Here is a 25,192-nt window from a genome sequence, read left to right as displayed (position 1 = left end):
ACCCATGGACCACCTCAATCGGCGCGCCCTGTTCGCCGCGGCGGGGCTGCTGCTGCCCGGCGGTGGGTTCGCGGCGACCGCCTCGCCCACGGCGCGCACGACCCACGGACCTGTGCGCGGCTATGCCGACGGGACGATCAAGGTGTTCAAGGGCGTGCGCTACGGCGCCGACACCAGCCCCCGGCGCTTCCGCCCGCCCGTGACGCCCACGCCCTGGACCAAGACCCTTGAGAGCGTCGCCTTCGGCCCGGCCTCCCCCCAGGCCGGCAAGGCCGACGAGCCGCAGAGTGAGGACTGCCTATTCCTCAATATCTGGACGCCAGGCCTACGGGACGGGGTCAAGCGGCCGGTGATGGTCTATCTGCACGGCGGCGCCTATGCGTCGGGCTCCGGGAGCTCGCCGCTCTATGACGGGGCGCGGCTCTGCCGGCGCGGCGACGTGGTGGTGGTGACGATCAACCACCGGCTCAACGTGTTCGGCTACGGCTTCCTCGCCAGGCTGGCGGGGCCTGAGTTCGCGGACTCGGGCAACGCCGGAATGCTGGACATCGTGCTGGCCCTGAAATGGGTGGCCGACAATATCGCCGCGTTCGGCGGCGATCCGGGCCGGGTGATGGTGTTCGGCCAGTCCGGCGGCGGCGCGAAGATCGCCACCATGATGGCCATGCCGGTCGCCAAGGGGCTGTTCCATTCGGCGGCGACCATGAGCGGCCAGCAGGTGACCGCGTCCGGGCCGCTGCACGCCACCGAGCGGATGGAGCTGTTCCTCAAGACGCTCGGCCTGACGCCCGACCGCGCCGCCGAGGCCGCGACCCTGCCGACCGACCGGTTGATCGAGGGCCTGGCCGCGGCCGATCCCTTCACGCCGGGGCGGCTCTATTTCGGGCCGGTGGTGGATCAGCGCAGCCTGGCGCGCCACCCGTTCTATCCAGACGCCCATCCGCAGGGCCTGAAGGTCCCGATGATCCTGGGCAACACCCACGACGAAACCCGCGCCTTCCTGGCGGGCTCCAAGCCCGATCCCTTCGCCATGCGCTGGGAGGAGCTCGCTGGCCGTATAGCGCCGGAGATGCGGGTCGACATCGATCCGGACCATGTGGTCGCAACCTATCGGCGGCTCTATCCGACCTATTCGCCCACCGACGTGTTCTTCGCCGCCACCACGGCGGGGCGGTCCTGGCGCGGCCAGGTGATCGAAGCCGAGGAACGGGCGCGGGCCGGTGCGCCAGGCTGGGTCTATCAGCTCGATCTGAGGACCAGCGCCCAGGGCGGACGGCTGGGGGCGCCACATGCCGCTGACATCGCGCTGGCCTTCGACAACATCGCCGCGAGCGGGTCGCCCTATGCCGCAATCCCGGCTCACCAGAGGGTCGCCGACCAGATGAGCGAGGCCTTCATCGCCCTGGCGCGGACGGGCGATCCCAACATCGCGGCCCTGCCGCCCTGGCCGCGCTACGAGCTGGATCGGCGGGCGACCATGGTCTTCGACATCGAGACCCGGGTGGTCGACGATCCCCGCGGCGACGAGCGGCGGCTGTTCGAGGCCGTGCCCTACATCCAGCCGGGGACGTAGGCGCGGCGGACTTTAGCTCCTCCTCTCCACCCGCCTTCGGGGGGAGAGGGTAGGGTGAGGGGGGCCTTGCCGCTGCGCTGAGTTGGCTGAGCGGCCGGAGAGCGCCGCTGCGCGTCGCAACCCCTCACCCTACCCTCTCCCCTCGAGCGGGGAGAGGACGAAGCTGAGCCGGTCGCGCGGTTTTCGCAGGCGCCTCCATCTCCGGCAGCCGCAGCAGGTAGCCGTTCATCCCCAGGGCCTGGGCGGTGAGGCAGGCGGCGGCGGGGAAGGGCGGGCGGGGCTCGCCGGCCAGCAGCCAGGCGAGGTGGGCTTCCAGCCGGGCATAGTCCTCGGCCTGGGCGGCGGCGAACAGGGCCAGGATGAGCTGCTCGTCGCGGGTGATGCGCATGGAGCCCGGAGCCGCCAGGGTGATCTTGCGCCGGCCGCCCCGGGCCAGTTCGCGGACGAAGACGGTGAGCGCCGCGAGGGCCTCGACCCCGACCGGTCCACAAGCGTCGTCGAACTGCTGCCGGACCAGCCGGCAGTCCCCCGCTCCGATAGCGAGCGCCCGGAACGCCCAGAGCAGCATGTGCTCGCCCTGGCAGAGTTCGTCGAGGCGGGCGGCTGCGGTCGACTCGGGTGCGGGCATTGCGGCGTCCTCATGTGGTCGCCGACCGTATTGCTATTAAGAATGACTCGCAAGAAGACTTTCGCGGGGAGGCGCGGAAGGCGGCTTGACGGCCTGGGGGGTGATCGGCGCAGATGTTTCAAACAGCCGTTTGAGGAAGCGCCGCCATGATCAAGACCCGCATCACCGAGCTTCTCGGCGTCCAGTATCCGATCATCCAGGCGCCCATGGGCTGGATCGCGCGGTCGAAGTTGGCGTCGGCGGTGTCCAACGCCGGGGGGCTTGGGATCATCGAGACCTCGTCGGGCGAACTCGACGCCGTGCGCGAAGAGGTCAAGAAGATGCGCCAACTCACCACCAAGCCGTTCGGGGTCAATATCGCCCAAGCCTATGTGCGCGACGCCGACATCGTCTCCTTCGTGGTCGACCAGGGGGTGAAGTTCGTCACCACCTCGGCCGGCGATCCGAACCGCTATTGCAGCCAGCTCAAGGAGGCGGGCCTGACCGTCTTCCACGTGGTGCCGTCGCTGGCCGCGGCCCTGAAGGCCATCGACGCCGGGGTCGATGGGCTAGTGGTGGAGGGCGCCGAGGGCGGCGGCTTCAAGAACGCCCGCGACGTGTCGAGCATGGTGCTGCTGCCCCTGGTCTGTTCGAAGGTGGGCGTGCCGGTGATCGCGGCGGGCGGCATGGTCGACGGCCGCACCATGGCCGCGGCTTTCGCGCTTGGGGCCGAGGGCGTGCAGATGGGCACTCGGATGGTTTCGGCCGCCGAGAGCCCGGTGCACCAGAACTGGAAGGACGCCATCGTCGCGGCCAAGGAGACCGACACGGTGTTCCTGAACCGCTTCGGGCCCGGAGCCGCCCTGCGGGCGCTGCGCACCGAGCGCACCTCGCGGCTGGAGCGCGACCCTGGCGAAAACGGGGTGATGTCGGAGTTCAAGAACACCCAGGCGCTCTATTTCGGCGGCGACATGGAGGCGTCCATCGCGCTGTCGGGCCAGGTCGCGGGGCGGATCGACGAGGTCAAGCCGGTGGCCCAGGTGATCAAGGAGACGGTCGCCGAGTTCGAGGCGATCATGGCCGAGATGGCGGGGAAGTACGGGATGGTCGGAGCCTAACCTCTTTTCCCTCCTCTTTATGGGGAGGGAAAGGCGGCGAAGCCGTCAGGGTGGGGAAGTCCGGCCGTCTGCGCGGAAGCTTCAGAAAGCCCCACCCTCGACCGCTGCGTGGTCTGCCCTCCCCATAAAGAGGAGGGAAAAGATTAGGCCGCTGCGGACCTCATCGCATGTTCGGGCTCGTAGCTTTCTTCGTCCCAGAGCGCGTCCAGGGCCGACCAGCGCTGGGCGGCGTCGCGCAGGCGGGCGTCGTCGCGGACATTGACCACCTGGCCTTCTTGCTCGTCCCAGACCACGGTGAGGTCGGCCAGGCGATGGGCGTCGTCGCCAAGGCGGCCCTTCCCCTGCAGTTCCTCGATCATCCCGGCGCTGAGCCGCAGCTTCAGGCGTCCGCCGGAGAGCCGCACGGCGATGTCGGCGTGGGTGATGACCTGGTCGATCATGGCGGCGCTGGCCGGCTGGGTCGGACGCCGGGCGTCGAACAGGAACAGCGGCTCGGCATCGCGACCGGAAACGGGGCGGCGGGGGGCGGGGCGGAAGCGGGTCACGTTGCGGCTGGTCATCGAAGTCACCTTTCGTCTCGGCATGATCTTGATAGGATGCCGATGCGTCAGAAGCGGACGCATGTTTTCGGGAGCCGGCGATGCGGCATGAGAAGGCGGCGCGGCTGTTGGAGCTGGCCCGGATGCTGGCCTCGTCGGCCGAGGGCCTGACCCTCGACGAGATGGCCGACCAGATGGGGGTGGGACGGCGCACGGCCGAGCGGATGCGCGACGCGGTGCGCGACGCCTTCCCCCAGTTGGAGGAGGTGGACGACCCGCCCACCAAGCGCTTCCGCATCCCTTCGGGCCTGGACGGCATCTTCCAGGCGCCGACCGCCGACGAGTTCGCGGCGCTGCGGGCGGCGGCCGAGCAGTACCGGCAGGCGGGGTCGAAAACCCGGGCCGGGGCGTTGCTGTCTCTGGAGCAAAAGGTCCTCTCCGCGATCCGCGCGGGCGCGCGCCGTAAGCTCGCGCCGGACCTGGAGGCTCTCTTGGAGGCCGAGACCATGGCTATCCATGCCGGGCCTCGTCCCTTCGAGGACGAGATCGTGCTCGGCGCGGTGCGCGAAGCTATCAAGTCCTTGAGACGACTAAGGTTCCGCTATGCGGGCGGATCGTCGCCCGGACGGCTGCGAGAGGTGACGCCTTTCGGGCTGATGTTCGGGCGGTCGAACTATCTGGTGGGGGCCGAGGGGGACTCCGTGGAGCCGCGCACCTGGCGGCTGGACCGGGTCCGCGAGATCGCGGTCAGCGAGGCGGCGGGATCGCGGCCGCCGGAGTTTTCCCTGCGCGAGTTCATGAACCGCAGCTTCGGCATCTATCAGGACGAGGTGGAGCAGGTGGAGCTGCGGGTTCGGCCGCATGGCGCCGAGGAGGCCATGGGCTGGCGTTTCCATCCGACCCAGTCGCTGGAGCCGCTGGCGGATGGCGGGGTGATGGTGCGCTTCACCGCGGGCGGGATGCGCGAACTGGCCTGGCACCTGTTCACCTGGGGCGACAAGGTCGAGATCCTCGGGCCGGAGCGGCTGAAGGCGATGATGCGCGAGGAACTGGCCGTGGCCGTGGCGGCGCACGGGATGGGATAACTCTCACCCGCTCATCCCGGCGAAGGCCGGGACCCAGATTCATCCGGTGCGCTTGGTGGGTTTCACCTGGGTCCCGGCCTTCGCCGGGATGAGCGGAATAGGGTTGGGCTCACGTCGTTTTCAGCGCCGCGAGCACTGCGTCGGGCCGGATGGGCAGGTGGCGGACCCTGGCGCCGACGGCGGCGAAGATGGCGTTGCCAATGGCGGGGCCGACCACCGTCGTCGCCGGTTCGCCCAGGCCGACCGGGGGCTCGGGGCTTTCCACGAAATCGATGTGCAGCTCGGGCACGTCGGCCATGCGCAGCGGCGTATAGCTGTCGAGATTGGTCTCGGCGATCTGGCCGTTGGCGAAGGTCGCGCCCTCGAACAGGGCCAGGCTCATGCCCCAGAGCGCGGCGCCCTCCATCTGGGCCAGGGCCCCGTCGGGATGGACGACGGCCCCGGCGTCGACGGCCAAATGCAGGCTCTCGACCTTGACCTCGCCGCTCTTGCGGTCGACCCGCACCCGGGCGGCGCAGGCGATCCAGGTGGGCATGTCGCGTTCCTGGCCGAAGGTGGTGGCCAGGCCGATGCCGGTGTCCTTGGGCAGCTTGCCGCCAAAGCCGGCGCTCTTGGCGACCCGGGCCAGGACGGCGGCCTGGCGCTTGGCGCCGCCGACCGCGCTGGGCGGGGCGCCGGCGTTGCGGCCGGCGCCGTCCAGCAGCTTCAGCCGGAAGGCCAGGGGATCGGCCTTCTGGGCGTGGGCGGCCTCGTCCATGAAGCTTTCCACCGCCCAGTTGGTCCAGCCGGGGCCTACCGAGCGCAGCCAGCCCGGCCGGAAGGCGCGGTTGGCCAGGTCGTTGGAGACCGCGCGCACCCGGTGGGCGCCCACCGTGTACCAATGGTTGGCGCCGTTGATCGCGAAGGGATCGTAGGCGGCCCCGTCGACACCCTTGGGCATGAAGAAGGGCGCCATCACCAGGGTGGGCCAGCCGGCGCAGGCGTGGTGCTCCATGGCGCTCACCGCGCCGCCGTCGCCGAAGGCCATGCGGACCTTCTGGATGCTCGGGGAACGGAAGGAGTCGAACAGGGTGTCGTCGGCGCGGGTGAAGACCAGCTTGACCGGCTTGCCGAGCGCTTTGGCGGCCAGGGCCGCGGGCACCGCATAGTCGCCGTTCAGCCGCCGCCCGAAGCCGCCGCCCAGCAGGTAGGTGCGCATGACGATCTTGTCTTCGGGCCGGCCGAGCGCCTTGGCGAGCGTCGGCAGGATCAGCGACTGCCACTGATTGCCGGTATGGATCTCGAAGACGCCGTCCTTCTCGAAGGCCAGCGCATTGACCGGCTCCATCTGGAAATGGAGCACGCTGGCGGTGGTGTAGGTCGCCTCCAGGGTCGACTTGGCCGCGCCGAAGGCGGCGTCGACGCCGGCGTCGTTCAGCACCATGGCGCCGGCCTTGGGGTCGGCGATCAGCTTGGCGGCGTGGGCCTGGAGGTCGGCCTCGGAGATCTTGGCCGTGTCGCCGTTGGCCCAGGTCACCTTGACCAGCTCGGCGGCGCGGTCGGCGGCCACGAAGCTGTCGGCCACGACCACCACCCAGCCGGGGACCGTGCCGGAGGGATCGTCCAGGGTCAGGCTCCGTTGGTAGCCGGGCACCGCCTTGGCGGCGCTGTCGTCCACCGAGACCACCTTGGACTCGTTGCGGGTCGGCGGGATCTTCGGCCTGGCGTAGACCATGCCGGGAACCACGGCGTCGAGGCCGTAGAGGCCCTTGCCGTTGGTCTTGTCGGGGATGTCTCGGGCCTGGGTCTCGCGCCCGATCAGCCGCCGCTCGGAGGGCGGCTTGATGGGCATGGCCTTGAGCTCGGCCTCGGTGAAGGCCGCCTTCAGTCCGCCCTTGGCGACGATGTCGCCATAGGAGACCGACTTGTCACCGGCGGTGACCATGCCCTTGCGAGCGACGCAGGCCTTGGGGTCGGCGCCCAGCAGCTTGGCGCCGGCCTCGATGAGGGCGATGCGGCCGGCGGCGCCGGCCTGGCTCATCAGGGGATAGCTCTGCCAGACCGACCAGGAGCCGCCGGTGACCATGTAGCCCCACTTGGGATCGCTATCGACGCTGACGATGCGGACCTTGTCCCAATCGGCCTCGAGCTCGTCGGCGACGATGCGGGCGATGGCGGTGCCCACATGCTGGCCCATCTCGGCGCGGATGACGTTGACGGTGACGATCCCCTGGGGGTCGATGGAATACCAGACGGTCGGCTCGAAGCCGGCCTCGGCGGCCGCGCCCGGCGTGACGAAACCGAACACGGCGCCGGCGGCGGTGGCGGCGATCATGAAGCCGCGGCGGGAGGGGGCGAGGAGCTTGTTCATGCCCGCGCTCCCGTCTTGGCGGCGGCCAGCTTGATGGCCTTCTTGATGCGCACATAGGCCATGCAACGGCAGAGGTTGCCGTTCATGGCCGCGTCGATCTCGGCGTCTGTGGGCTTGGGCGTGGCGGCCAGCAGCGCGGCGGCCTGCATGATCTGGCCGGATTGGCAGTAACCGCACTGGGGGGCCTGGGTCGCGATCCAGGCGGTCTGCAGCGGGTGGGCGCCCTTGGGATCGAGGCCCTCGATGGTGACGACCTTGGCGCCGGCCACGGCGCTGACCCGGGTGACGCAGGCGCGGATGGCCTGGCCATCGACATGCACCGTGCAGGCCCCGCAGGCGCCGATCCCGCAGCCGAACTTCGTGCCCTTGAGCCCCAGGTCGTCGCGGATCGCCCACAGCAGGGGCGCGTCCTCCGGGCCTGAACTTGTCACCGTCCGGCCGTTCAGTTGGAACGTCGCCATGGCCGCACTCCCCAGGTTCCTTTTCCGCAGGCTGCGCCCTTTTTCGAGCGGCTGTCCATACGCATCGGCGGAGCTTTCGCACCTATTCCCGCGTTCCGCCGATGGGCCTAAACCGGGGCGACGCAGCCGGGAGCGAAATCTTGCGCCAGCCGATCCTGAAGCCCCGCGCCGACGGGCTGATCGAGAGCGACCAGGCGGTGACCTTGCCGATCATGGCTCCGCGCCTGCAGGGGGAGCTTCACGCGGAAGGGTGGGCCGACCTGGCCCTGTGGGGCGAGGGTGACCTGGGGCGATTGCGGTTCTCGGCCCTGAACGGGCCGTTCGTCTATTTCCCCAATGGCCTGACCGATGCGCGGACCGGTGGCGTGTTCGCCGCCCAGGAGGCGCCGGTGATGGTGATCCGGGGCGCGACCTATCGCGGGTTCACGCCCGCCAAGCGCTGCGCCAACTGGGACCGCAGCACCCATCCCAAGGCGCGGGTCCGGCGCGAGAAGACCCGGCGGCGGATCGACCTGCAGTGGGGGGTGGTGCTGATCGAGCAACGCGGCGAGGACCTGGTGGTCTCCGCCGGCGCCGACCTGGCCGAGGCCGACCGGGCGCTGCATTTCGCCATCGACACCATCGTGGGCGAGGCCCTGGCCTATGCCGCGCATTGCGACCTCATGCCGGAGGCCGATCCAGTGATGCGCAGCATGGTCATGCAGGGGACCCATGCGGGGCTTTCCAGCGTCCGGCGCGACGAGCGCGGCCGCTTCGACGGCCTGGCGGCGGGCCTGCACTATTCGACCCCGGCCCGGACCTATTACCGCGACGGCTACTGGACCCTGCAACTGTTGCTGGGCTTGGCCCCGAGCATCGTCCACGAGGAGATCGAGATCCTGGCCTCAGGCCTGCAGCCCGATGGCGAGGCGCCCTCCGGGGTGATCGTCTCGGGGACCGAGCAGGCGCGGGCCTGGGAGGAGCTGCGCACCACCGCTTTCGGGATGGACTGGATCCACACCCGCTCGACCGACTGGTGGAGCGACCATTTCGACAGCCCGCTCTTCTTCGTCCTGGCGATCGGCGACTATGTGCGCACCACGGGCGACCTGGAGCCGGCCGAGCGCCACTGGCCGCTGGTGAGGGCGGTGTTCGACCGCTATCGCGAACTCTCCGAGATGGGACTGCCGGTGAAGCCGCGCCACGACCGCGACTGGGCCGACAACGTCTATCGCGGCGGGTTCGTGGCCTACGACCTGGGCCTGTGGGTCGGCGCGCTGGACGTGATCGCCAAGCTAGGGGCCAAGCTCGACCCGGCGCTGGGCAAGGCCGCCGAGGCCCTGGCCGTCGAGACGCGCGCGGCGCTGGAGACCCACCTGTGGCGCCGCGAAGGCTGGCATGCGGACTATCACGCCCCCGAGGGCCTGGCCGAGGTGGAGCCGACCCTGGAAGACCACCTCACCCTCGATAGCCTGACCTTGCTGCGCTACGACGCGGTCTCCGACGCGCGGGCGCTGCAGGTGCTGGAGGCCGTGCGCCGCCGGCTGGAGACCCGCCACAACCGCGACCAAGGCTTCGGCGACTGGGGCATGATGTGCGTCTATCCGCCGTTCAAGCACCGGGCCGACGTGCGTTCGAAATCGGCCTTCGCCTTCCGCTACCACAATGGCTCGGACTGGCCGTGGCTGGATGGGGTCTATGCCGAGGAGCGGTTACGGCGCGGGCTCCCGGGATGGCGCTATCCCCTGGTCGCCTGGTGGGAGCATTGCCTGAGGGAGGGCTGGCTGGGGGCGGTGGAATACTTCTCCCCGCCCTGGGGCCGCGGCTCGCTGCTGCAGGGCTGGTCGGGACTTCCGGCGGCCGTGGCGTTGAAGCACCAGGAAATCGTGCTGGCCGGGGACGCCGATTAGCGGAAGCAGCCTACCGCCTGTCCGACCCAGGTCTTCAGCACGTCCTTCTTGGCCAGGGGCGTGGCGCCGTGGCGGACCAGGATCAGGTCGAGGTCGGGGACCAGCACCGTGTACTGGCCGTCATAGCCGTTGGCGGAAAACGAGCCGGGCCCGCCGACGTCCAGCCACCAGTGGGCGCCGTAGCGGTTCTCCTCGCCCGGCTGCTGGAAGGTGGGAGTGCGGGCATAGTCGACCCAGCCGTCGGGCAGCAGCCGGCGGCCCTGCCAGACGCCGTCGCGCAGATAGAGCAGGCCGAAGCGGGCGAAGTCGCGGGCGGTGGCGAAGCAATAGGACGAGCCGATGAAGGTCCCCGCGCCGTCGAACTTGGGGATCGGGCTCTTCATGCCCAGGGGGTCGAACAGGGCCCGGCGCATGAAGGCGTGGAAGTCCTCGCCCGTGGCGCCGACCGCACGGGCGACGATGCGCGAGACGATGTTGGTCGTGCCGCTGGCGTAGGACCAGAAGCTTCCCGGAGCGTGCTCCAGCGGCATCGACGCCGCGAAGTGGGCCATGTCGGGACGTCCGCTGCGCTGGAGCATCTCGATCACGTCGGAGGGGTGTTCGGGTACGTAGTCCTCGACGAACTTCAGCCCGCTGGACATGCGCAGGAGCTGGTCGAGGGTGATGGCGCCGCGCGGATCACCGGGCGCGCGCCACTCGGGGACGTCGGCGAGGGCGTGAATGTCGAGCCGCCCCTGGCCCACCAGGATCCCGACCAGGGCCTGGGTGATGCTCTTGGCCTTGGACCAGGACGGATAGGTGTGGTCGGGGCCGTGGCGTGGGCCGTAGCGCTCGAAGACCAGCCGCCCGCCCTGGACGATGGCCAGGGCGTGGGTCTCGCCCATGTCGTCGGTGTCGAAGGCCTGGGCGAGCAGGGCTTCGAAGCGGAGGCGGTCGAGATCGGCGGGCAGGTCGCCCTGCGGCCAAGCCTCGGTGGGCCAAGGGACATCGGCGGGCTGGGCAGGGAGAGGTATGAGGCTCATGGCGCCAGACTGGCTGCTGGCGTGGCGGTTGTCATCCAGGACGCACGCGACCGGCGGTGAGGAACCAGAAGATGGCCCCGGCGATCGCCAGGGCCATGGCCGAAAGGGTGATCGCCGGGCCGCCGAACTGGGTCAGCATCAGCCCGCCATTGGCCCCGCCCAGGGCCTGGCCGAGGGAGACGGCCGAGCCGTTGATCGCCAGGGCGAGGACCGCGGCGGTGGGCAGGGCCTCCACCAGCCGGCTCTGCAGCACCGGCATGATCGCGAACAGCGAGGTCGCCGTGACCAGGATGGCCAGGCAGACCATAGCATTGGTGGCGAGCCCCGCCGGGGCGCCGCCGATGAGCTCGAGGGTGTGGAGGCCGGCGCCGCAGGCCAGGGTCAGGAAGGCCAGGCCCACGGAGAGCCCGCCCTTGCCCCGGTCGGCGCTGCGGCCGCCCAGCCATAGGCCGAGGAAGCTGCCCACCCCGATCATCAGCTGGAAGGCCCCGACCCCGGCGCCGGTGACGCCGGTCTGCAGGCGGATGATCGGGGCCAGATAGGTGTTGATGGTCATGTTGGCGCCGAAAGCCAGGAAGGCGGCGGTCCATAGCGGCAGGGCCGTGGCGATGGCGAGCTTGCCGCCCTTGATCGGCGCCGGCGGCGTGACGCGAGGGGTGAACAGGGCCACGGCGGTGAAGGCGACCAGCGCCAGGAAGGCCGACAGCAGGAAGGTGGCGCGCCAGCCGAAGGCCGAGCCCACCACACTGCCCATCGGAATGCCCAGCAGGAAGGCGATGGTCATGCCGCCGGTGACCGTGGCCATGGCCGAGCCGCGCTTCTCCGGCGGAACCAGGCTGGCGGCCATGGTCGAGGCGCCGGGGCCGGCCAGGGCCGCGATGGCGCCCAGCACGGCGCGTAAACTGAGGAGTTGGCCGAAGTTCGCCGCGAAACCGCAGAGCAGGCTGAAGACGATCGAGGCGGCCAGGGCCAGCAGCAGGATCGACTTGCGCTCTCGCCGCCCCAGCATCATGGCCAGCGGCGGCCCGGTCAGGGCCGCGGTCAGGACATAGACCGTCTGCAACTGGCCCACCGTACCGGTGGCGACGCCCAGGTCGGCGGCCATGGGTTCCAGGACGCCGGCGAAAATGAAGGCGCTGGATCCGAAGGAGAATGTTGAAAGGGCTAGAATAAATACGCGCGGGTCCATGCGGCGAAGCTTCGACGTCAAACCCGGCGAAGTCGACCGAGTTCTTCTGATCGATACGCCAGGAAAGTCTGCCGCATAAGGCGATGTTAACCATAACCGAACCACCCTGCATTGTTGCGTGCAACCGGGGAGGCGACGGCATGCGAATCCAGAGGGCCATCAATCTGCTGGCCGTCGCCGTGTTCGCGGGCCTGTTGGCGAGCGCCGCCGCCAGCTTCTACGCCATCCAGCAACTTCGGGTCGGCGGCCCGCTCTATGACCGCATCGTGCTGGGCAAGGACCTGGTCGCCGACATCCTGCCGCCGCCGGCCTATGTGATCGAGGCCTATCTGGTGACTCGCCTGGCCCTGGACGCTCCGGCGACCGTGGGCGAGGCCAAGGCGCGGATCGCCAAGCTGCATGAGGAGTACGACCAGCGGCACGCCTTCTGGACCGACGCGCCCCTGCCGGCGGACCTGAAGCGCGACATGGTCGAGACCTCGCATGCCGAGGTGCAACGGTTCTGGGCCGAGGTCGAGGGCGACTTCCTGCCCGCGCTGGAACGCGGCGACACGGACGCCGCACGAGCCTCCATGGGTGAGGTGGCCGCCGCCTACACCGCCCATCGCGAGGTGGTCGATCGGATGGTCGCCGCCGCCAATGACATGAACAAGGCCACCGAGGCCCAGGCCGCCCGCGACCGCACCTGGCTGATGGGTCTCGCCGGCCTCATGGCCCTGGTCTCGGCGGGCATGCTGATGATCGGCGTCTGGGTGGCGCGGGTCGGGCTGGTCACGCCGATCGGCCGCATGACCAAGGTCATGAGTCGGGTCGCCGCGGGCGAGGCCGTGGAGACTCCCTACAAGCAGCGCACCGACGAGATCGGCGAGATGGCCCAGGCCGTCGAGGTGTTCCGCCAGGCCGCCGACGAACGCGAGGCGCTGCTGGCCCGCGAGGCCGGCGAGCGGACCCAGGCGGCCGAGGCCCGCGAGGGCGCGGCCGCCGAGCGCGAGACCGAGAACGGCCGGCGCGACCAGGTCATGACCCAGCTGGGCAGGGGCCTGGAACGACTGTCGGCCGGCGATCTCAGCCTGCGGCTGACGGAGGCCTTCCCGCCCGACTATGAAAAGATCCGGCGCGACTTCAACGCCGCCATGGAGGAATTGGCGCGGACGCTGGGCGTGATCTCGGAAGCCACGGCCGAGGTCCGCGCCGGCGCCAGCGGCATCTCCACGGCGACGGAGAGCCTGGCCCAGCGCACGGAGCAACAGGCCGCGGCGCTGGAAGAGACGGCCGCGGCGCTCGACCAGATCACCAGCACGGTCGGCAAGACCGCCGAGAGCGCCGAAGCGGCTCGGCGAGCCGTCGGCGAGGCGACGCAGGCGGCGCAGGAGTCCGATGGCGTGGTCGCCGAGGCCATGGGCGCCATGACCCGGATCGAGCAGTCGTCCCACGAAATCGGCCAGATCATCGGGGTGATCGACGAGATCGCCTTCCAGACCAACCTGTTGGCGCTGAACGCCGGGGTGGAGGCCGCCCGGGCCGGCGAGGCGGGGCGCGGCTTCGCAGTCGTCGCCTCCGAGGTCCGCGCCCTGGCGCAGAGGTCGGCCGAGGCCGCCAAGGAGATCAAGGCCCTGGTCTCGACCTCGAACGCCGAGGTGGAGAACGGCGTGCGCCTGGTGGGCGGGGCGGGAGAGGCCCTGACGCTGATCGCCGCGAAGGTGGGGGAGATCCACGACCTGGTGGTCGCCATGGCCGCCTCGGCGCGCGAGCAGGCCACCGGCATCGGTCAGGTGAATAGCGCCGTCGCCGACATGGATCGCGGCGTCCAACAGAACGCGGCCATGGTGCAGGAGGCGACCTCGGCCAGCCACGGCCTGACCGGCCAGGCCGAGGAGCTCAGCCAGATGGTGCGGCGCTTCCGGCTGGGCGGCGTGCAGGAAGGCTCCGTGCGTGATCTCGAGGCCCGGCTGGCTGACAGCTTTCCCGCCGCTCGCGCGGGTTAACGGGTCTCAGCACTCCACCAGATTGACAGCGAGGCCGCCCAGCGAGGTCTCCTTGTAGATCTCGCTCATGTCCTGGCCCGTGCGCTTCATGGTGGCGATGACCTTGTCCAGGGAGACGGTGTGCTGGCCATCGCCCAGCAGGGCCAGGCGCGAGGCGTCGATGGCCTTCACCGCGCCCATGGCGTTGCGCTCGATGCAGGGAATCTGGACCAGGCCGCCGATAGGATCGCAGGTGAGGCCCAGATTGTGCTCCATGCCGATCTCGGCGGCGTTCTCGATCTGGGTGTTGGAACCGCCGAGCGCCGCCGTCAGGCCCGCGGCGGCCATGGAGCAGGCCACGCCCACCTCGCCCTGGCAGCCGACCTCGGCGCCGGAGATCGAGGCGTTCTGCTTATAGAGCGCGCCGATGGCCGCGGCGGTCAGCAGGAAGGTGCGCCGCCCCTCGGTCGAGCCTCGATAGAACCGGTCATAATAGCGCAGCACCGCCGGCAGCAGGCCCGCCGCGCCGTTGGTGGGGGCGGTGACCACCCTCCCGCCCGAGGCGTTCTCCTCGTTGACGGCGAGCGCCCAGAGATTGACCCAGTCAAGGGCGGCCAGCGGGTCGGAGATGTTGCGCTCCACCTTGGCCATCAGGTCGTTGCGGATCTGGGCGGCGCGGCGGCGGACCTTCAGCCCGCCGGGCAGGCAGCCTTCCTGGCGCATGCCGCGCTCGATACAGGCCTCCATGGCGGTGAAGATGGCGTCGAGGCCGTCATTGACCTCCTCGGGCGAGCGCAGGGCGGTCTCGTTGGCGAACATCAGCCCGGCGATGGTCAGGCCGGCCCGCTCCGCCTGCTCCAGGAGCTCGGCGCCCGAGCCGAAGGGATAGGGCACGGGCGCGGCGCGGGCCGGCGGGCCGTTGGCGGCGATCTCGTCCTCGTCCAGCACGAAGCCGCCGCCGATCGAGAAATAGGTGCGCTCCAGGATCAGGGTCCCATCGGCGGCGAAGGCCCGGAAGGCGACGGCGTTGGGATGCTGCGGCAGGCGGGTGCGACCGGCCCAAACCAGGTCGCGGGCCTCGTCGAAGCCGATCTCGGGACCTGTCCCGCCCAGCCTCAGGCGGCCGGTGGCGCGGATCGTCTCCAGGGCGGCGTCGGCGGCGTCGGGATCTATGGTGGCGGGGCGGAAGCCGGCCAGGCCCAGGATCACCGCCCGGTCCGTCGCGTGGCCTTTGCCGGTCAGGGCCAGGGAAGCGTAGAGCGTGGCCTCCAACCGAGCGACGCCCGCCAGCAGGGCCAGCTCCGCCAGCCGCGCCGTGAACCGCGCTCCGGCCGTCATCGGCCCCATGGTGTGGGAACTGGAGGGGCCGACGCCCAGCTTGAACAGGTCGAACGCGCTCGTTGTCATAGGCGGTGTTGGTACGTCATCGCGCGAACCGCGCCAAGGCGGGGCGCCGCGCCGTCGCCAAATCTGCAGGTGGCAGTAGCGCGGGAGCGGAAAACCCATCATCACATGGCGTCCGCCCACCCCTTCCCGAGAGAGGTCCAATGACCGACCGCCCCGGCCCGCCGCTCGCGTTCCGTCCGCCGATGACCCCCGCCCTGGTCGTCCGCCGCGCGGTGCTGGAGCAGAACCTGGCGGCCATGCAGGCCCTGTGCGACGCCGCGGGCGTCAAACTTCGGGCGCACGGCAAGATGCACAAATGCTCGACCCTGGGCCGGCGGCAGGTGGAGCTGGGGGCGGTCGGCCTCTGCTGCCAGACCGTGGGGGAGGCCGAGGTCTACGCCGCGGCCGGGGTCGGCGACCTGCTGGTGACCTCGCCGCCGGCCCCTTGGGGCGCGGCGCGGATCGCCGCCGTCGCCAAGGGCGGGGTGAAGATCGCGGTGGTGGCCGACGATGCAGGCCAGATCGACCGGCTGTCGGCCGCGGCCGTGGCGGCGGACACCATCGTGGGGTTGGTCGTCGATATCGACCTGGGCACCCATCGCACCGGGGTCCCGCCGGAGGACGTCTTGGCGCTCGTCCGCCACGCCAACGCCGCGCCGGGACTGCTCTATCGCGGCGTCCAGGCCTATCTCGGCCACCTGCAGCATCTGACGGATCTCGACCAGCGCAGGGCTGCCTGCGAGGTCACGCGTCAGCGACTAGGTGGGCTGGTGGGCGAGCTCACCGAGGCGGGACTGGCGCCGCAACTGGTCACCGGCGGCGGCACGGGCACCTATGCAGCGGACCTGGCCTCCGGGGTGTTCAATGAGATCCAGGCCGGGTCCTACGCCTTCATGGACGTGGAGTACGAGGACTGCCCCTCGCCCGACGGCGGACCCTGGGCCTTCGCGTCCTCGCTGTTCCTGGCGGCCACGGTCGTCTCGGCGCGCCACAAGACCCACGTGGTCTGCGATGCGGGCCTGAAGGCCCATTCCGTGGACGGACCGCCGGCGCGGATCGCGGCCGGCGCGCCGCAGGGCGCTCGCTGGCGGCCGATGGGCGACGAGCACGGGGCGATCTTCCATCCCGCCCTGACCCAGGCGCCGAAGAGCGGCGGCGACTTCGACCGCGCGGTGACCGCGACCGACGCCGACGAGGCCATCCCCTGGCCGGCCGACGCGCCCCAGGTCGGCGACCTGGTCTGGCTGCAGCCCGGCCACATCGACCCGACCGTCAATCTGCACGACGCGCTGTTCGTGGTGGACGAGCTGGGCGGCGTCGAGGTCTGGCCCATCGACGCGCGGCGCACGGCGCGGGTCTAGGGGCTTGCCCGAAGCACCGGCCTGCCCTTTTGTGCGCCGACAAAGAAGACCCGTGAGGACCCCATGAAGACCCGCGCCGCCGTCGCCTTCGAGGCCAAGAAACCGCTCGAGATCGTCGAGGTGGACCTGGAGGGGCCCAAGGCCTTCGAGGTGCTGGTGGAGATCAAGGCGACGGGCATCTGCCACACCGACGCCTACACGCTGGATGGGCTGGATTCGGAAGGCATCTTCCCCTCGATCCTCGGCCACGAGGGCGCTGGCGTGGTGCTGGAGGTCGGACCGGGGGTGACCAGCGTGAAGCCGGGGGACCACGTGATCCCGCTCTACACGCCCGAATGCCGCCAGTGCAAAAGCTGCCTGTCGCGCAAGACCAACCTGTGCACCGCGATCCGCGCCACCCAAGGCAAGGGCATGATGCCGGACGGCACCAGCCGGTTCTCCTACAAGGGCCAGCAGATCGCCCACTACATGGGCTGCTCGACCTTCGCCAACCACACGGTGCTGCCCGAGATCGCCCTGGCCAAGATCCGGTCCGACGCGCCGTTCGACAAGGCCTGCTACATCGGTTGCGGGGTGACCACCGGGGTGGGCGCCGTGGTCAATACGGCCGGCGTCGAGCCCGGCGCCAATGTGGTGGTGTTCGGCCTGGGCGGCATCGGGCTCAATGTCATCCAGGGCGCCAGGATGGTGGGCGCCAACATGATCGTCGGCGTCGACATCAACCCCGACCGCGAGGAATGGGGCCGCAAGTTCGGCATGACCCACTTCGTCAATCCCAAGACCATCGACGGCGACGTGGTCGCCCACCTGGTCGCGCTGACCGACGGCGGGGCGGACTACACCTTCGACTGCACCGGCAACACCACGGTGATGCGCCAGGCCCTGGAGGCCTGCCATCGCGGCTGGGGCGAGAGCATCATCATTGGGGTGGCCGAGGCCGGCAAGGAGATCGCCACCCGGCCGTTCCAACTGGTCACCGGCCGGGTCTGGAAGGGCACCGCGTTCGGCGGCGCGCGTGGCCGCACCGACGTGCCGAAGATCGTCGACTGGTACATGGACGGCAAGATCCAGATCGACCCGATGATCACCCACGTCATGCCGCTGGAAGACATCAACCGGGCCTTCGACCTGATGCACGCCGGCGAAAGCATCCGCAGCGTGGTGGTGTTCTGACCCTTCAATTTCCGAGGCCGTAACGCCGGCGTAACGAGCTGGCGCTTTTCGGCATCACGTCATGCCTTTTTTGAATGATACCGGTGTCAAAGGTAAAATCCTCTGCTAATGATACCGGTGTCAGGCGCGTTGGAGCGAGTCTGGCGAACGGGTCCCAGCCGCGCAGATGATGCAGCGGGGCCAGAGGAAACGGGAGGGAACCCATGCCGATGCTGTTCGGAAACACCACTTCGCGCACCCTGCGCCTGACCGGCGCCTCGGCGATCGCCATGGCCGCGGCGCTCGGCGCCTCGCAGGTCCAGGCCCAGGACAAGGAAAGCACGGTCGACGAAATCGTGGTCACCGGCTTCCGCGCCAGCCTGGCCAGCGCCATCTCGGTCAAGAAGGCCGAGAACGACATCGTCGACGTCATCAACGCCGAGGACATCGCCGACTTCCCTGACCTGAACCTGGCCGAATCCCTGCAGCGGATCCCGGGCGTGGCCATCGATCGCGATGGCGGCGAGGGCCGCTCGATCACGGTGCGCGGGCTCTCCAACGACTTCACCCGGGTGCGGGTCAACGGGCTGGAGGCGCTGGCCACGACCGGCGGCAAGGACGGGTCGGGCGGCGCGAACCGCGGCCGCGGCTTCGACTTCCAGATCTTTGCCTCGGAGCTGTTCAACCGCATCACGGTGCGTAAGTCGCAGTCAGCCGAGACCGAGGAAGGCTCGCTGGGCGCGACGGTCGACCTGACCACGGCCAAGCCCTTCGACTACGGCGACTTCAACATGGCCGCCGGCGCCCAGTACGGCTACAACGACCTCTCCCAGGAATACGACCCGCGGGCCACCTTCCTGATCAGCGACACCTGGTTCGATGGCAAGCTGGGGGCGTTGTTCTCACTGGCCTACGCCACCCGCAACACCCTGGAGGAAGGCTCCTCCACCGGTCGCTGGGAAAGCCCGGCCACGCCGTCCAACTCCTCGGGCTGCTTCCAGACGCCAGGCCCTTGCAATGTTCCGGTCGGGACCTATTCCACGGTCAACCAGGCCTGGCACCCGCGCATCCCGCGCTATGGCCGGATGACCTATGACTGGGAGCGGATGGGGGCGACCCTGGCGGTGCAGTTCAAGCCGACCGACGCCACCACCATCACCGTGGACGGCCTGCTGGCCATCCTCGACGGCACCCGCCGCGAAAACTATCTGGAGGTCATCTCCTTCAGCCGGGCGGGGCAGGGCAACCCCCAGACCGATGTGCGCAACGCCGTCATCGACTCCAAGGGGCACCTGACCTCGGCGACCTTCGACGACGTCGATATCCGCACCGAGGACCGCTATGACGAGCTGTCGACCGAGTTCAACCAGGCCTCGATCACCATCGCCCACGAGTTCAATGAGCGCTTCCGCGGGACCTTCATCTACGGCCAGTCGAAGTCGATCCAGCGCAACCCGGTCCAGACCACGATCTCGTTCGACCGCTACGACAGCGACAACTATTCCTACGACTACACCGACCAGAAGCTGCCGGTGTTCAACTACGGCTTCGACGTCACGGATGCGGCCAACTGGCGGTTCGGTACGACCAATGCGCTAGGCGACGCCTCGCTGATCCGCATGCGGCCGAACAAGACCATCAACGATCTGCAGAACGTCCGCGTCGACCTGACCTTCGATCTGACCGACCAGATCAAACTGAAGGGCGGCCTGCTCTTCAAGGACTACAATTTCGACACCAAGGAACAGCGCCGCTTTGTCACCGGCGGAATCACCGAAGGCGCCGTGGCGCTGCCGCCCGGCGTCACCCTCGCCAGTCTCTCGAAGCTGGTCACCGGATTCGGGCGCAATCTGGATCTCGGCGCGGGCGGCACGCCGACCTCGTGGCTGTCGCCGGACCTGGAGAAGGTGGCCGCGGCGCTCGGCATCAACTGCGACTGCGTCAACCAGTACGGCGACTTCCGGCTGTCGCCGAACAACCAGCGCGGCGCCAACCGCTCCGTGCGCGAGAAGGACCTGTCGCTCTACATTCAGGCCGACTTCGACACCGAGATCGCCGGCATGCCGCTGCGCGGCAATGTGGGCGTGCGCCGGGCCAAGACCGACCAGATCTCGCGCGGCTTCGTCGGGACCAGTTTCGTCACTGTGGTGCGCGACTATGCCGACACCCTGCCGTCGCTGAACCTGGTCCTGGAGCCCCGCGACAACATCTTCATCCGCTTCGGCGCCTCGAAGGTTATGTCGCGGCCGCAGCTTCCGAACCTGACGCCGGGGGGGACGATCACCAACGCGGCCCAGACGCTGAATATCGGCAACCCCTTTCTGGAACCGATCCGCGCCAACACCTACGACCTGTCGTTCGAGTGGTATCCGGATTCCGAGACCCAGCTCACCCTCGGCCTCTTCCGCAAGGATCTGAAGAGCTACATCCAGTCGGCGGCCTCGACCATGCCGTTCCGTGAGACCGGCCTGCCGGCCAGCATCCTGTCGAACAACAACACGCTCGACACCATCTTCACCGTCACCCAGCAGCTGAACACTGACGGGGGCAAGCTGGAAGGCTACGAGATCAGCCTGCAGCGGCCCTTCACCTTTCTGCCGGCGCCGTTCGACAAGTTCGGGGGCATCGTCAACTACACCCACGTGAAGTCGAACATCGAGTACATGACCAACGTCGCCACGGGCGCCACCGTCGTGCAGCCGCTCGTCGGGCTGTCGCCGAGCTCGTGGAACACCACCCTGTACTATGAGGCCGATCGCCTGACGGGCCGGGTCTCGGCCTCGTATCGGGAGGGCTATCTCTCGACCGTGCCGGGCGGCAACGGCAACGACGTGCGCGGCAAGCACAAGACCCTGAACGTCGACATGGCCGCCACCTTCAAGCTGACCGATCAGGTGACCTTCACCTTCGAGGGGATCAACCTGACCGACGAGTTCGACGACCGCTGGATCTCGTCGACCCGCGAGAGCTCGGAGGAATACGTGCACACCGGCCGCCAGTACTATGTCGGCGTCCGCTACAAGTTCTAGGAGAGCCTGAGATGACGGCGGTCACGCGCCGGGGGGCGTTTGGAACCCTCGCGATCGGCGCGGCGACCGCCGCTCTCCCAGCCCTGGCCGCGCCTGCGCAGCGACCCTGGGCTCAAGGGCCCGAGGGGCAGCGCAAGGCTGATCTCGGGGACGGGACCTATCTCAATCCGATCCTGGCCGGCGATCACCCCGACCCTTCGATCCTGAAGGACGGCGCCGACTACTACATGACTTTCTCGACCTTCGACGCCTATCCGGGCCTGGTCATCTGGCGCTCCCGCGACCTGGTGAACTGGACCCCGGTGACCGCGGCGTTGAAGACCAATATCGGCTCGGTCTGGGCCCCGGAGCTGATCAAGCACCAGGGGCGGTTCTACATCTATATCCCGGCCCGCTTCCCCGATCGGCGCTCGACCTATGTGATCACCGCCGATCGCATCGAGGGGCCCTGGAGCGAGCCGGTCGACCTCGACCTGCCCAAGCACATCGATCCCGGCCATGCGGTAGGCGAGGACGGCGCCCGCTACCTGTTCCTGTCCGGCGGCGACCGGGTTCGATTGAGCGACGACGGGCTCTCCACGGTCGGAGCGGTGGAGCACGTCTACGACCCCTGGCGCTATCCGGTTGAATGGGACGTGGAGGGCTTCGCGCCCGAGGGCCCCAAGGTGATGCGGCGGGGCGACTGGTTCTACATGATCACCGCCGTGGGCGGCACGGCGGGCCCGCCCACTGGGCACATGGTGATCGTCGCGCGATCGAGGTCGATCCACGGCCCCTGGGAGAACGATCCGAACAATCCCGTCGTGCGCACCCGCAGCGCCGCCGAGACATGGTGGTCGCGCGGCCACGCCACCCTGGTGGAGGGTCCTCGCGGCGACTGGTGGATGGTCTATCACGGCTATGAGAACGGCTTCTGGACCCTGGGCCGCCAGTGCCTGCTGGACCCGATCGAATGGACCGCCGACGGCTGGTTCCGGGCCAGGGGCGGCGACCTGTCGAAGCCCATCCGCATGCCGGGCGGCGAGCGCGTGGCGCACGGCATGGCGCTGTCGGACGATTTCTCGGCCGATCGGCTGGGGGTGCAGTGGAGCTTCCAGGCGCCGGGGCCGAACGAGACGGCGCGGGTGAGCCGCCGGGGCGGCGCCCTGTTCCTGGCGGCCAGCGGGACCTCGCCGCGTGACTCCGCGCCGCTGGTCTGCATCGCCGGCGACGTCGCCTACGAGATCGAGGTGGAGATCGAGATCGCGCCTGGCGGCACCGCTGGAGTGGTCCTGCACTATGACCGCCAGCTCTATTGCGGCCTGGGTTTCGACGAGAAGGCCTTCGTCACCCACCAGTACGGGCAGGAGCGGGGACGGCCGGCCAATCCCCACGGACGACGCATGTTCATCCGCATGCGGAACGACCGCCATGTCGTCAGCTTTCACACCAGCGGCGACGGTCGGACCTGGAGCAAGTTCGATCGCCAGATGGAGGTCTCCGGCTATCACCACAATGTGCGCGGCGGGTTCCTGGCCCTGCGGCCGGGGCTCTATTCCGCGGGGTCCGGCGAGGCGCGGTTCCGCAATTTCACCTATCGGGCCCTGTGAGACGCCGGGACCTACTGGCCGCCGGCGGTGCGCTCGCCGCCACGCCGACCTTCGCCAAGGCCGCCCAGACGCAGCTCGCCTTCCCCGGCGCCCTGGGCTGGGCCTCAGCGACGCCTGGCGGCCGAGGCGGGGCGATCCTCAAGGTGACGACCCTGGCGGCCGAGGGACCGGGTTCCCTGGCCGAGGCCTTGGCGGCCAAGGGACCACGCGTCGTGGTGTTCGAGGTGGGCGGGGTGATCGACCTGGGCGCCAAGAGCCTCAAGGTGCGCCAGCCGTTCCTGACCCTCGCCGGCCAGACCGCCCCCGCGCCGGGGATCACCCTGATCCGCGGCGGCCTGACAATCGCCACCCATGACGTGGTCATCCGCCACATTCGCGTCCGGCCGGGAGAGGCCGGGGCCGCCAAGCAGAGCGGCTGGGAATGCGACGGGCTCTCGACCGACCGCGCCCATGACGTGATCGTCGACCACTGCTCGTTCTCCTGGGCGACGGACGAGGGGTTGTCGGCCTCCGGCCCCCGGTTCGAGGGGGCCACGCCGGACGACTGGCGCGCGGCGACCTCGCACCGGATCACCTTCTCCAACAACATCGTCGCCGAGGGCTTGTCGAACGCCACCCATTCGAAGGGCGAGCACTCCAAGGGCTCGCTGGTCCACGACAACGTCACCGACGTGCTGATCGCGGGCAATCTCTACGCCCACAACCGCGAGCGAAACCCGCTGTTCAAGGGCGGCTCGCGCGGAGCGGCGGTCAACAACCTGATCTACGACCCGGGGCGGCGGGCGGCGCACTTCAACCTACACGCCGCCGAATGGGGCGAGCATCCCCACCAGGAGGCGCGCATCGCCCTGGTGGGAAACGTGCTGCGCGCCGGGCCGTCGACGGCCGACGGGGTAGCGATGATGATGGTCGGCGGCCAGGGGCCGATCGGCCTGTACATGGCCGACAACCTGGCGCTCGGCCGCGACGGCGCGGACTTGCCGCAACTCGCGAGCTTTGGCGGCTCGACTGTCGTCCCGACGATCCTGGCGCGGCCGGGGGACTGGCCGGCGGGGCTCGTCGCCAGGCCGGCGCGGGAGGCGGAGGCGGCCGTCCTGCGCGAGGCCGGCGCCCGGCCCTGGGATCGCGACGCCATCGACGCGCGCATCGTGGCCGAGGTCGCGGCCCGCACGGGCGCCATCCGCGACAGCGAACAGGCGGTGGGCGGCTATCCCGCGCCGGCGCCGGCGCGGCGGGCCTTCGATCCGGCCGCCTGGGACCTGGCGACCATGGAGCCGCTCAGCTCAGCCAGGTCTTGAGCTGGCGGGCGACGTCGTCCGAGGTGAAATAGACCGTGTGATAGATGTCCTCGCCCGAGCCGACCGGAAGGACGGCGGCGTCGGCGAGGCGGGACTGGCGGGTCCCGAACTGGGTCATCGCCTTGGTGTGGACCACCAGGTCGTTGTCGCCCTGGAACAGGCGGTTGGTGATCCTGTCCAGCAGGGCCTGGGCGAGCTCCTTGGAGATGCCCTTCTTCGGCTCGAAACGCGGGACGAAGTTCGACGTGACCGCGTGGTAGGTCGCCAGCCGGTCAAGGCCGCCGGCCGCGCCGTTGAGCTTGCCGATCAGGGCGCCGTCCGGCTCCATGGCCGCTAGGCCCGGGACCCGCCGGTCGGTGATCGCCACTTCCGAGAAGCTCTGCAGGAAGCGACCGAGGGTCTTGATTCCGAAATCCACCAGCGGATTGACCGCGACCCCGGCGCCGGAGGCGAAGGCCGCGGCCCGCGCGCCGGCCAGGATAATGTTGGTGTAGAGGTCGACCATGGCCTCCCAGTTCTCGGGCTCGGCCAGGTTGGTGCCGCCATTGGTGCAGCCGACGAACACCGCCTTGCCGAGCTTGATGTCCGGACGTTCCTGGGCGAGCAGGGTCTCGGCCAGCTCCCGATAGACCAGGCCGCCGCGGCTGTAGGCCACCGCGTCCAGGGCCGAATTCGGCGGCACGCCATGGGCGATCAGGGCGTCGAGGATCGCCCGCGCATTCTGTTCGGGCGTGTCGGCCAGGGTCTTGTGGTCGAAGCTCAGCACGGCGTCATAGGCGCCCCGCGCATGCGTCAGGAACGCCCGACCGTCCGGTGACTTGGCGAGCTGGGTGAAGCTGCCGGCGGTGGACGAGAAGGTGCCGTGGACCATCAGCAGGATCTTGGCGGGCTGGGCCTTGGCGAGCGGCGGGATCGCACGGCCCGGGACCCAGGTGTCGGGGCCGCCGGCCATGCCGATCAGGCCGGTGGGCATGTCGCCCTCGATCTTCCTGACCGCCACGTCGATGATCTTGCCGGCGGCGAACTTCAGGACATAGGCGCGAACCGGGTCGACCATCTTGTCGACCAGCCAGTTGAAGATCGGACCGCGCCGCAGGTCCGACAGCCCGAAGCCCAGGGCGCCGCCCTCGCGGGGACGGGCGAGGGTGAAGGTGAGCGTGCGCGCGCCGTCCGCGGACAGGGCGACGCCGGGCTGGCGATCCGGATACCCCCAGGCGAAGACCCCGCCCTGGCCCTCCAGCAGCACCACGGCGCTTTCCCCCGCCGCCACGTCGGCCTTGATCTTCGGCGACTCCGCCGAGGCCGCCAGGCCCACCCCGGCGCCTGGTTTGCCGCGCAGGTCCATCTCGGCGGCGACTTCGAAGCCGGCCAGCGCCAGGGCTCCGGTGAGCGCCTGGCGCTCCGGCTCGACGGCCGCGGCCAGGGCCGCGTCGGCGGGAACCCTCCGGACCTGGATGCGCTCGGCGGTCTCGACGACCACGCCACCGCCTAGGTCGACTTGCGCCATGACCCGCCCTCCGACTGTTGCGGGCGCCATCATCCACCTGTCGCGCCCGGCTGTTAAGCTAGAATCCGCAATC

The 25,192-nt window shown here is 69.7% G+C and carries 18 protein-coding genes; 10 read left to right on the top strand and 8 right to left on the bottom strand.

Annotated elements, in window-relative coordinates:
- Positions 1 to 4: 4 nt before the first annotated feature.
- Positions 5 to 1,573, top strand: coding sequence for a carboxylesterase/lipase family protein (locus V6M51_RS05685; protein ID WP_332765406.1), 1,569 nt, complete (start codon positions 5 to 7; stop codon positions 1,571 to 1,573).
- A gap of 124 nt (positions 1,574 to 1,697) precedes the next feature.
- On the opposite strand, the gene V6M51_RS05680 is transcribed toward V6M51_RS05685, so the two are convergent.
- Entirely contained in the window at positions 1,698 to 2,201 is a 504-nt protein-coding gene (locus V6M51_RS05680) for a hypothetical protein (protein WP_332765404.1), read from the bottom strand.
- A 146-nt stretch (positions 2,202 to 2,347) separates the two neighbouring features.
- Between V6M51_RS05680 and V6M51_RS05675 the strand changes: the two genes are divergently transcribed.
- The gene (locus V6M51_RS05675) at positions 2,348 to 3,298 is read left to right on the top strand and encodes an NAD(P)H-dependent flavin oxidoreductase (protein WP_332765402.1); all 951 of its coding nucleotides are present in this window, start codon (positions 2,348 to 2,350) and stop codon (positions 3,296 to 3,298) included.
- Between the two features lie 143 nt (positions 3,299 to 3,441).
- Here V6M51_RS05675 and V6M51_RS05670 read toward each other — a convergent pair whose 3' ends face one another.
- The gene (locus V6M51_RS05670; RefSeq protein WP_332765400.1) at positions 3,442 to 3,858 is read right to left on the bottom strand and encodes a hypothetical protein; all 417 of its coding nucleotides are present in this window, start codon (positions 3,856 to 3,858) and stop codon (positions 3,442 to 3,444) included.
- 80 nt (positions 3,859 to 3,938) lie between these two features.
- Between V6M51_RS05670 and V6M51_RS05665 the strand changes: the two genes are divergently transcribed.
- Positions 3,939 to 4,922, top strand: a complete 984-nt coding sequence (locus V6M51_RS05665) for a helix-turn-helix transcriptional regulator (protein WP_332765398.1) — start codon at positions 3,939 to 3,941, stop codon at positions 4,920 to 4,922.
- A 109-nt stretch (positions 4,923 to 5,031) separates the two neighbouring features.
- Here V6M51_RS05665 and V6M51_RS05660 read toward each other — a convergent pair whose 3' ends face one another.
- Together V6M51_RS05660 and V6M51_RS05655 are read right to left on the bottom strand one after the other, a co-directional pair.
- The gene (locus tag V6M51_RS05660; RefSeq protein WP_332765397.1) at positions 5,032 to 7,272 is read right to left on the bottom strand and encodes a xanthine dehydrogenase family protein molybdopterin-binding subunit; all 2,241 of its coding nucleotides are present in this window, start codon (positions 7,270 to 7,272) and stop codon (positions 5,032 to 5,034) included.
- The gene (locus tag V6M51_RS05655) at positions 7,269 to 7,733 is read right to left on the bottom strand and encodes a (2Fe-2S)-binding protein (protein WP_332765396.1); all 465 of its coding nucleotides are present in this window, start codon (positions 7,731 to 7,733) and stop codon (positions 7,269 to 7,271) included. The genes V6M51_RS05660 and V6M51_RS05655 overlap by 4 nt, the downstream gene beginning before the upstream one ends.
- 140 nt (positions 7,734 to 7,873) lie before the next feature.
- Here V6M51_RS05655 and V6M51_RS05650 point away from each other — a divergent pair, with 140 nt between their 5' ends.
- Positions 7,874 to 9,622, top strand: coding sequence for a hypothetical protein (locus tag V6M51_RS05650; RefSeq protein ID WP_332765395.1), 1,749 nt, complete (start codon positions 7,874 to 7,876; stop codon positions 9,620 to 9,622).
- On the opposite strand, the gene V6M51_RS05645 is transcribed toward V6M51_RS05650, so the two are convergent.
- Positions 9,619 to 10,644 carry a serine hydrolase domain-containing protein gene (locus tag V6M51_RS05645; protein WP_332765394.1) on the bottom strand — a complete coding sequence of 342 codons (1,026 nt, stop codon included), beginning with the start codon at positions 10,642 to 10,644 and terminating at the stop codon, positions 9,619 to 9,621. The genes V6M51_RS05650 and V6M51_RS05645 overlap by 4 nt on opposite strands.
- A gap of 31 nt (positions 10,645 to 10,675) precedes the next feature.
- Positions 10,676 to 11,833, bottom strand: a complete 1,158-nt coding sequence (locus V6M51_RS05640; RefSeq protein WP_332765393.1) for an MFS transporter — start codon at positions 11,831 to 11,833, stop codon at positions 10,676 to 10,678.
- A 140-nt stretch (positions 11,834 to 11,973) separates the two neighbouring features.
- Between V6M51_RS05640 and V6M51_RS05635 the strand changes: the two genes are divergently transcribed.
- Positions 11,974 to 13,818: a methyl-accepting chemotaxis protein gene (locus V6M51_RS05635; RefSeq protein WP_332765391.1), complete on the top strand. Its 1,845-nt coding sequence runs from the start codon at positions 11,974 to 11,976 to the stop codon at positions 13,816 to 13,818.
- Between the two features lie 6 nt (positions 13,819 to 13,824).
- Here the strand turns inward: V6M51_RS05635 and V6M51_RS05630 are convergent, their stop codons facing one another.
- Positions 13,825 to 15,204, bottom strand: a complete 1,380-nt coding sequence (locus tag V6M51_RS05630; protein WP_332765389.1) for an L-serine ammonia-lyase — start codon at positions 15,202 to 15,204, stop codon at positions 13,825 to 13,827.
- Positions 15,205 to 15,344: 140 nt separating this feature from the next.
- Between V6M51_RS05630 and V6M51_RS05625 the strand changes: the two genes are divergently transcribed.
- The 5 genes from V6M51_RS05625 (at position 15,345) to V6M51_RS05605 (ending at position 23,612) form a co-directional block, all read left to right on the top strand.
- Positions 15,345 to 16,544 (top strand): DSD1 family PLP-dependent enzyme, encoded by a 1,200-nt coding sequence (locus V6M51_RS05625; protein ID WP_332765387.1) that lies wholly within the window; start codon positions 15,345 to 15,347, stop codon positions 16,542 to 16,544.
- Positions 16,545 to 16,607: 63 nt separating this feature from the next.
- Positions 16,608 to 17,717: an S-(hydroxymethyl)glutathione dehydrogenase/class III alcohol dehydrogenase gene (locus V6M51_RS05620; RefSeq protein WP_332765386.1), complete on the top strand. Its 1,110-nt coding sequence runs from the start codon at positions 16,608 to 16,610 to the stop codon at positions 17,715 to 17,717.
- Between the two features lie 203 nt (positions 17,718 to 17,920).
- Positions 17,921 to 20,725: a TonB-dependent receptor gene (locus tag V6M51_RS05615; RefSeq protein WP_332765385.1), complete on the top strand. Its 2,805-nt coding sequence runs from the start codon at positions 17,921 to 17,923 to the stop codon at positions 20,723 to 20,725.
- 11 nt (positions 20,726 to 20,736) lie between these two features.
- On the top strand, positions 20,737 to 22,314 hold the full coding sequence (locus V6M51_RS05610; protein WP_332765383.1) for a family 43 glycosylhydrolase: 1,578 nt from the start codon (positions 20,737 to 20,739) through the stop codon (positions 22,312 to 22,314).
- A complete protein-coding gene (locus V6M51_RS05605; RefSeq protein WP_332765381.1) occupies positions 22,311 to 23,612 on the top strand; it encodes a pectate lyase family protein in 1,302 nt (433 codons plus the stop codon). The genes V6M51_RS05610 and V6M51_RS05605 overlap by 4 nt, the downstream gene beginning before the upstream one ends.
- Here V6M51_RS05605 and V6M51_RS05600 read toward each other — a convergent pair.
- On the bottom strand, positions 23,593 to 25,119 hold the full coding sequence (locus V6M51_RS05600) for a DUF7379 domain-containing protein (protein WP_332765379.1): 1,527 nt from the start codon (positions 25,117 to 25,119) through the stop codon (positions 23,593 to 23,595). The genes V6M51_RS05605 and V6M51_RS05600 overlap by 20 nt on opposite strands.
- Positions 25,120 to 25,192: the final 73 nt, after the last annotated feature.

It is taken from the genome of Phenylobacterium sp. (assembly GCF_036677185.1).
GTDB lineage: Bacteria > Pseudomonadota > Alphaproteobacteria > Caulobacterales > Caulobacteraceae > Phenylobacterium.
The sequence above is the reverse complement of the archived record's forward strand: the minus strand, read 5'-3'. Positions and strand labels throughout refer to the sequence as shown.

What these genes read in the sequence shown, in the direction of transcription:
- V6M51_RS05685 (WP_332765406.1), top strand. Translation starts at nt 5, where the DNA reads ATGGACCACCTCAATCGGCGCGCCCTGTTCGCCGCGGCGGGGCTGCTG.
- V6M51_RS05680 (WP_332765404.1), bottom strand. Translation starts at nt 2,201, where the DNA reads ATGCCCGCACCCGAGTCGACCGCAGCCGCCCGCCTCGACGAACTCTGC.
- V6M51_RS05675 (WP_332765402.1), top strand. Translation starts at nt 2,348, where the DNA reads ATGATCAAGACCCGCATCACCGAGCTTCTCGGCGTCCAGTATCCGATC.
- V6M51_RS05670 (WP_332765400.1), bottom strand. Translation starts at nt 3,858, where the DNA reads ATGACCAGCCGCAACGTGACCCGCTTCCGCCCCGCCCCCCGCCGCCCC.
- V6M51_RS05665 (WP_332765398.1), top strand. Translation starts at nt 3,939, where the DNA reads ATGCGGCATGAGAAGGCGGCGCGGCTGTTGGAGCTGGCCCGGATGCTG.
- V6M51_RS05660 (WP_332765397.1), bottom strand. Translation starts at nt 7,272, where the DNA reads ATGAACAAGCTCCTCGCCCCCTCCCGCCGCGGCTTCATGATCGCCGCC.
- V6M51_RS05655 (WP_332765396.1), bottom strand. Translation starts at nt 7,733, where the DNA reads ATGGCGACGTTCCAACTGAACGGCCGGACGGTGACAAGTTCAGGCCCG.
- V6M51_RS05645 (WP_332765394.1), bottom strand. Translation starts at nt 10,644, where the DNA reads ATGAGCCTCATACCTCTCCCTGCCCAGCCCGCCGATGTCCCTTGGCCC.
- V6M51_RS05640 (WP_332765393.1), bottom strand. Translation starts at nt 11,833, where the DNA reads ATGGACCCGCGCGTATTTATTCTAGCCCTTTCAACATTCTCCTTCGGA.
- V6M51_RS05635 (WP_332765391.1), top strand. Translation starts at nt 11,974, where the DNA reads ATGCGAATCCAGAGGGCCATCAATCTGCTGGCCGTCGCCGTGTTCGCG.
- V6M51_RS05630 (WP_332765389.1), bottom strand. Translation starts at nt 15,204, where the DNA reads ATGACAACGAGCGCGTTCGACCTGTTCAAGCTGGGCGTCGGCCCCTCC.
- V6M51_RS05625 (WP_332765387.1), top strand. Translation starts at nt 15,345, where the DNA reads ATGACCGACCGCCCCGGCCCGCCGCTCGCGTTCCGTCCGCCGATGACC.
- V6M51_RS05620 (WP_332765386.1), top strand. Translation starts at nt 16,608, where the DNA reads ATGAAGACCCGCGCCGCCGTCGCCTTCGAGGCCAAGAAACCGCTCGAG.
- V6M51_RS05615 (WP_332765385.1), top strand. Translation starts at nt 17,921, where the DNA reads ATGCCGATGCTGTTCGGAAACACCACTTCGCGCACCCTGCGCCTGACC.
- V6M51_RS05610 (WP_332765383.1), top strand. Translation starts at nt 20,737, where the DNA reads ATGACGGCGGTCACGCGCCGGGGGGCGTTTGGAACCCTCGCGATCGGC.
- V6M51_RS05600 (WP_332765379.1), bottom strand. Translation starts at nt 25,119, where the DNA reads ATGGCGCAAGTCGACCTAGGCGGTGGCGTGGTCGTCGAGACCGCCGAG.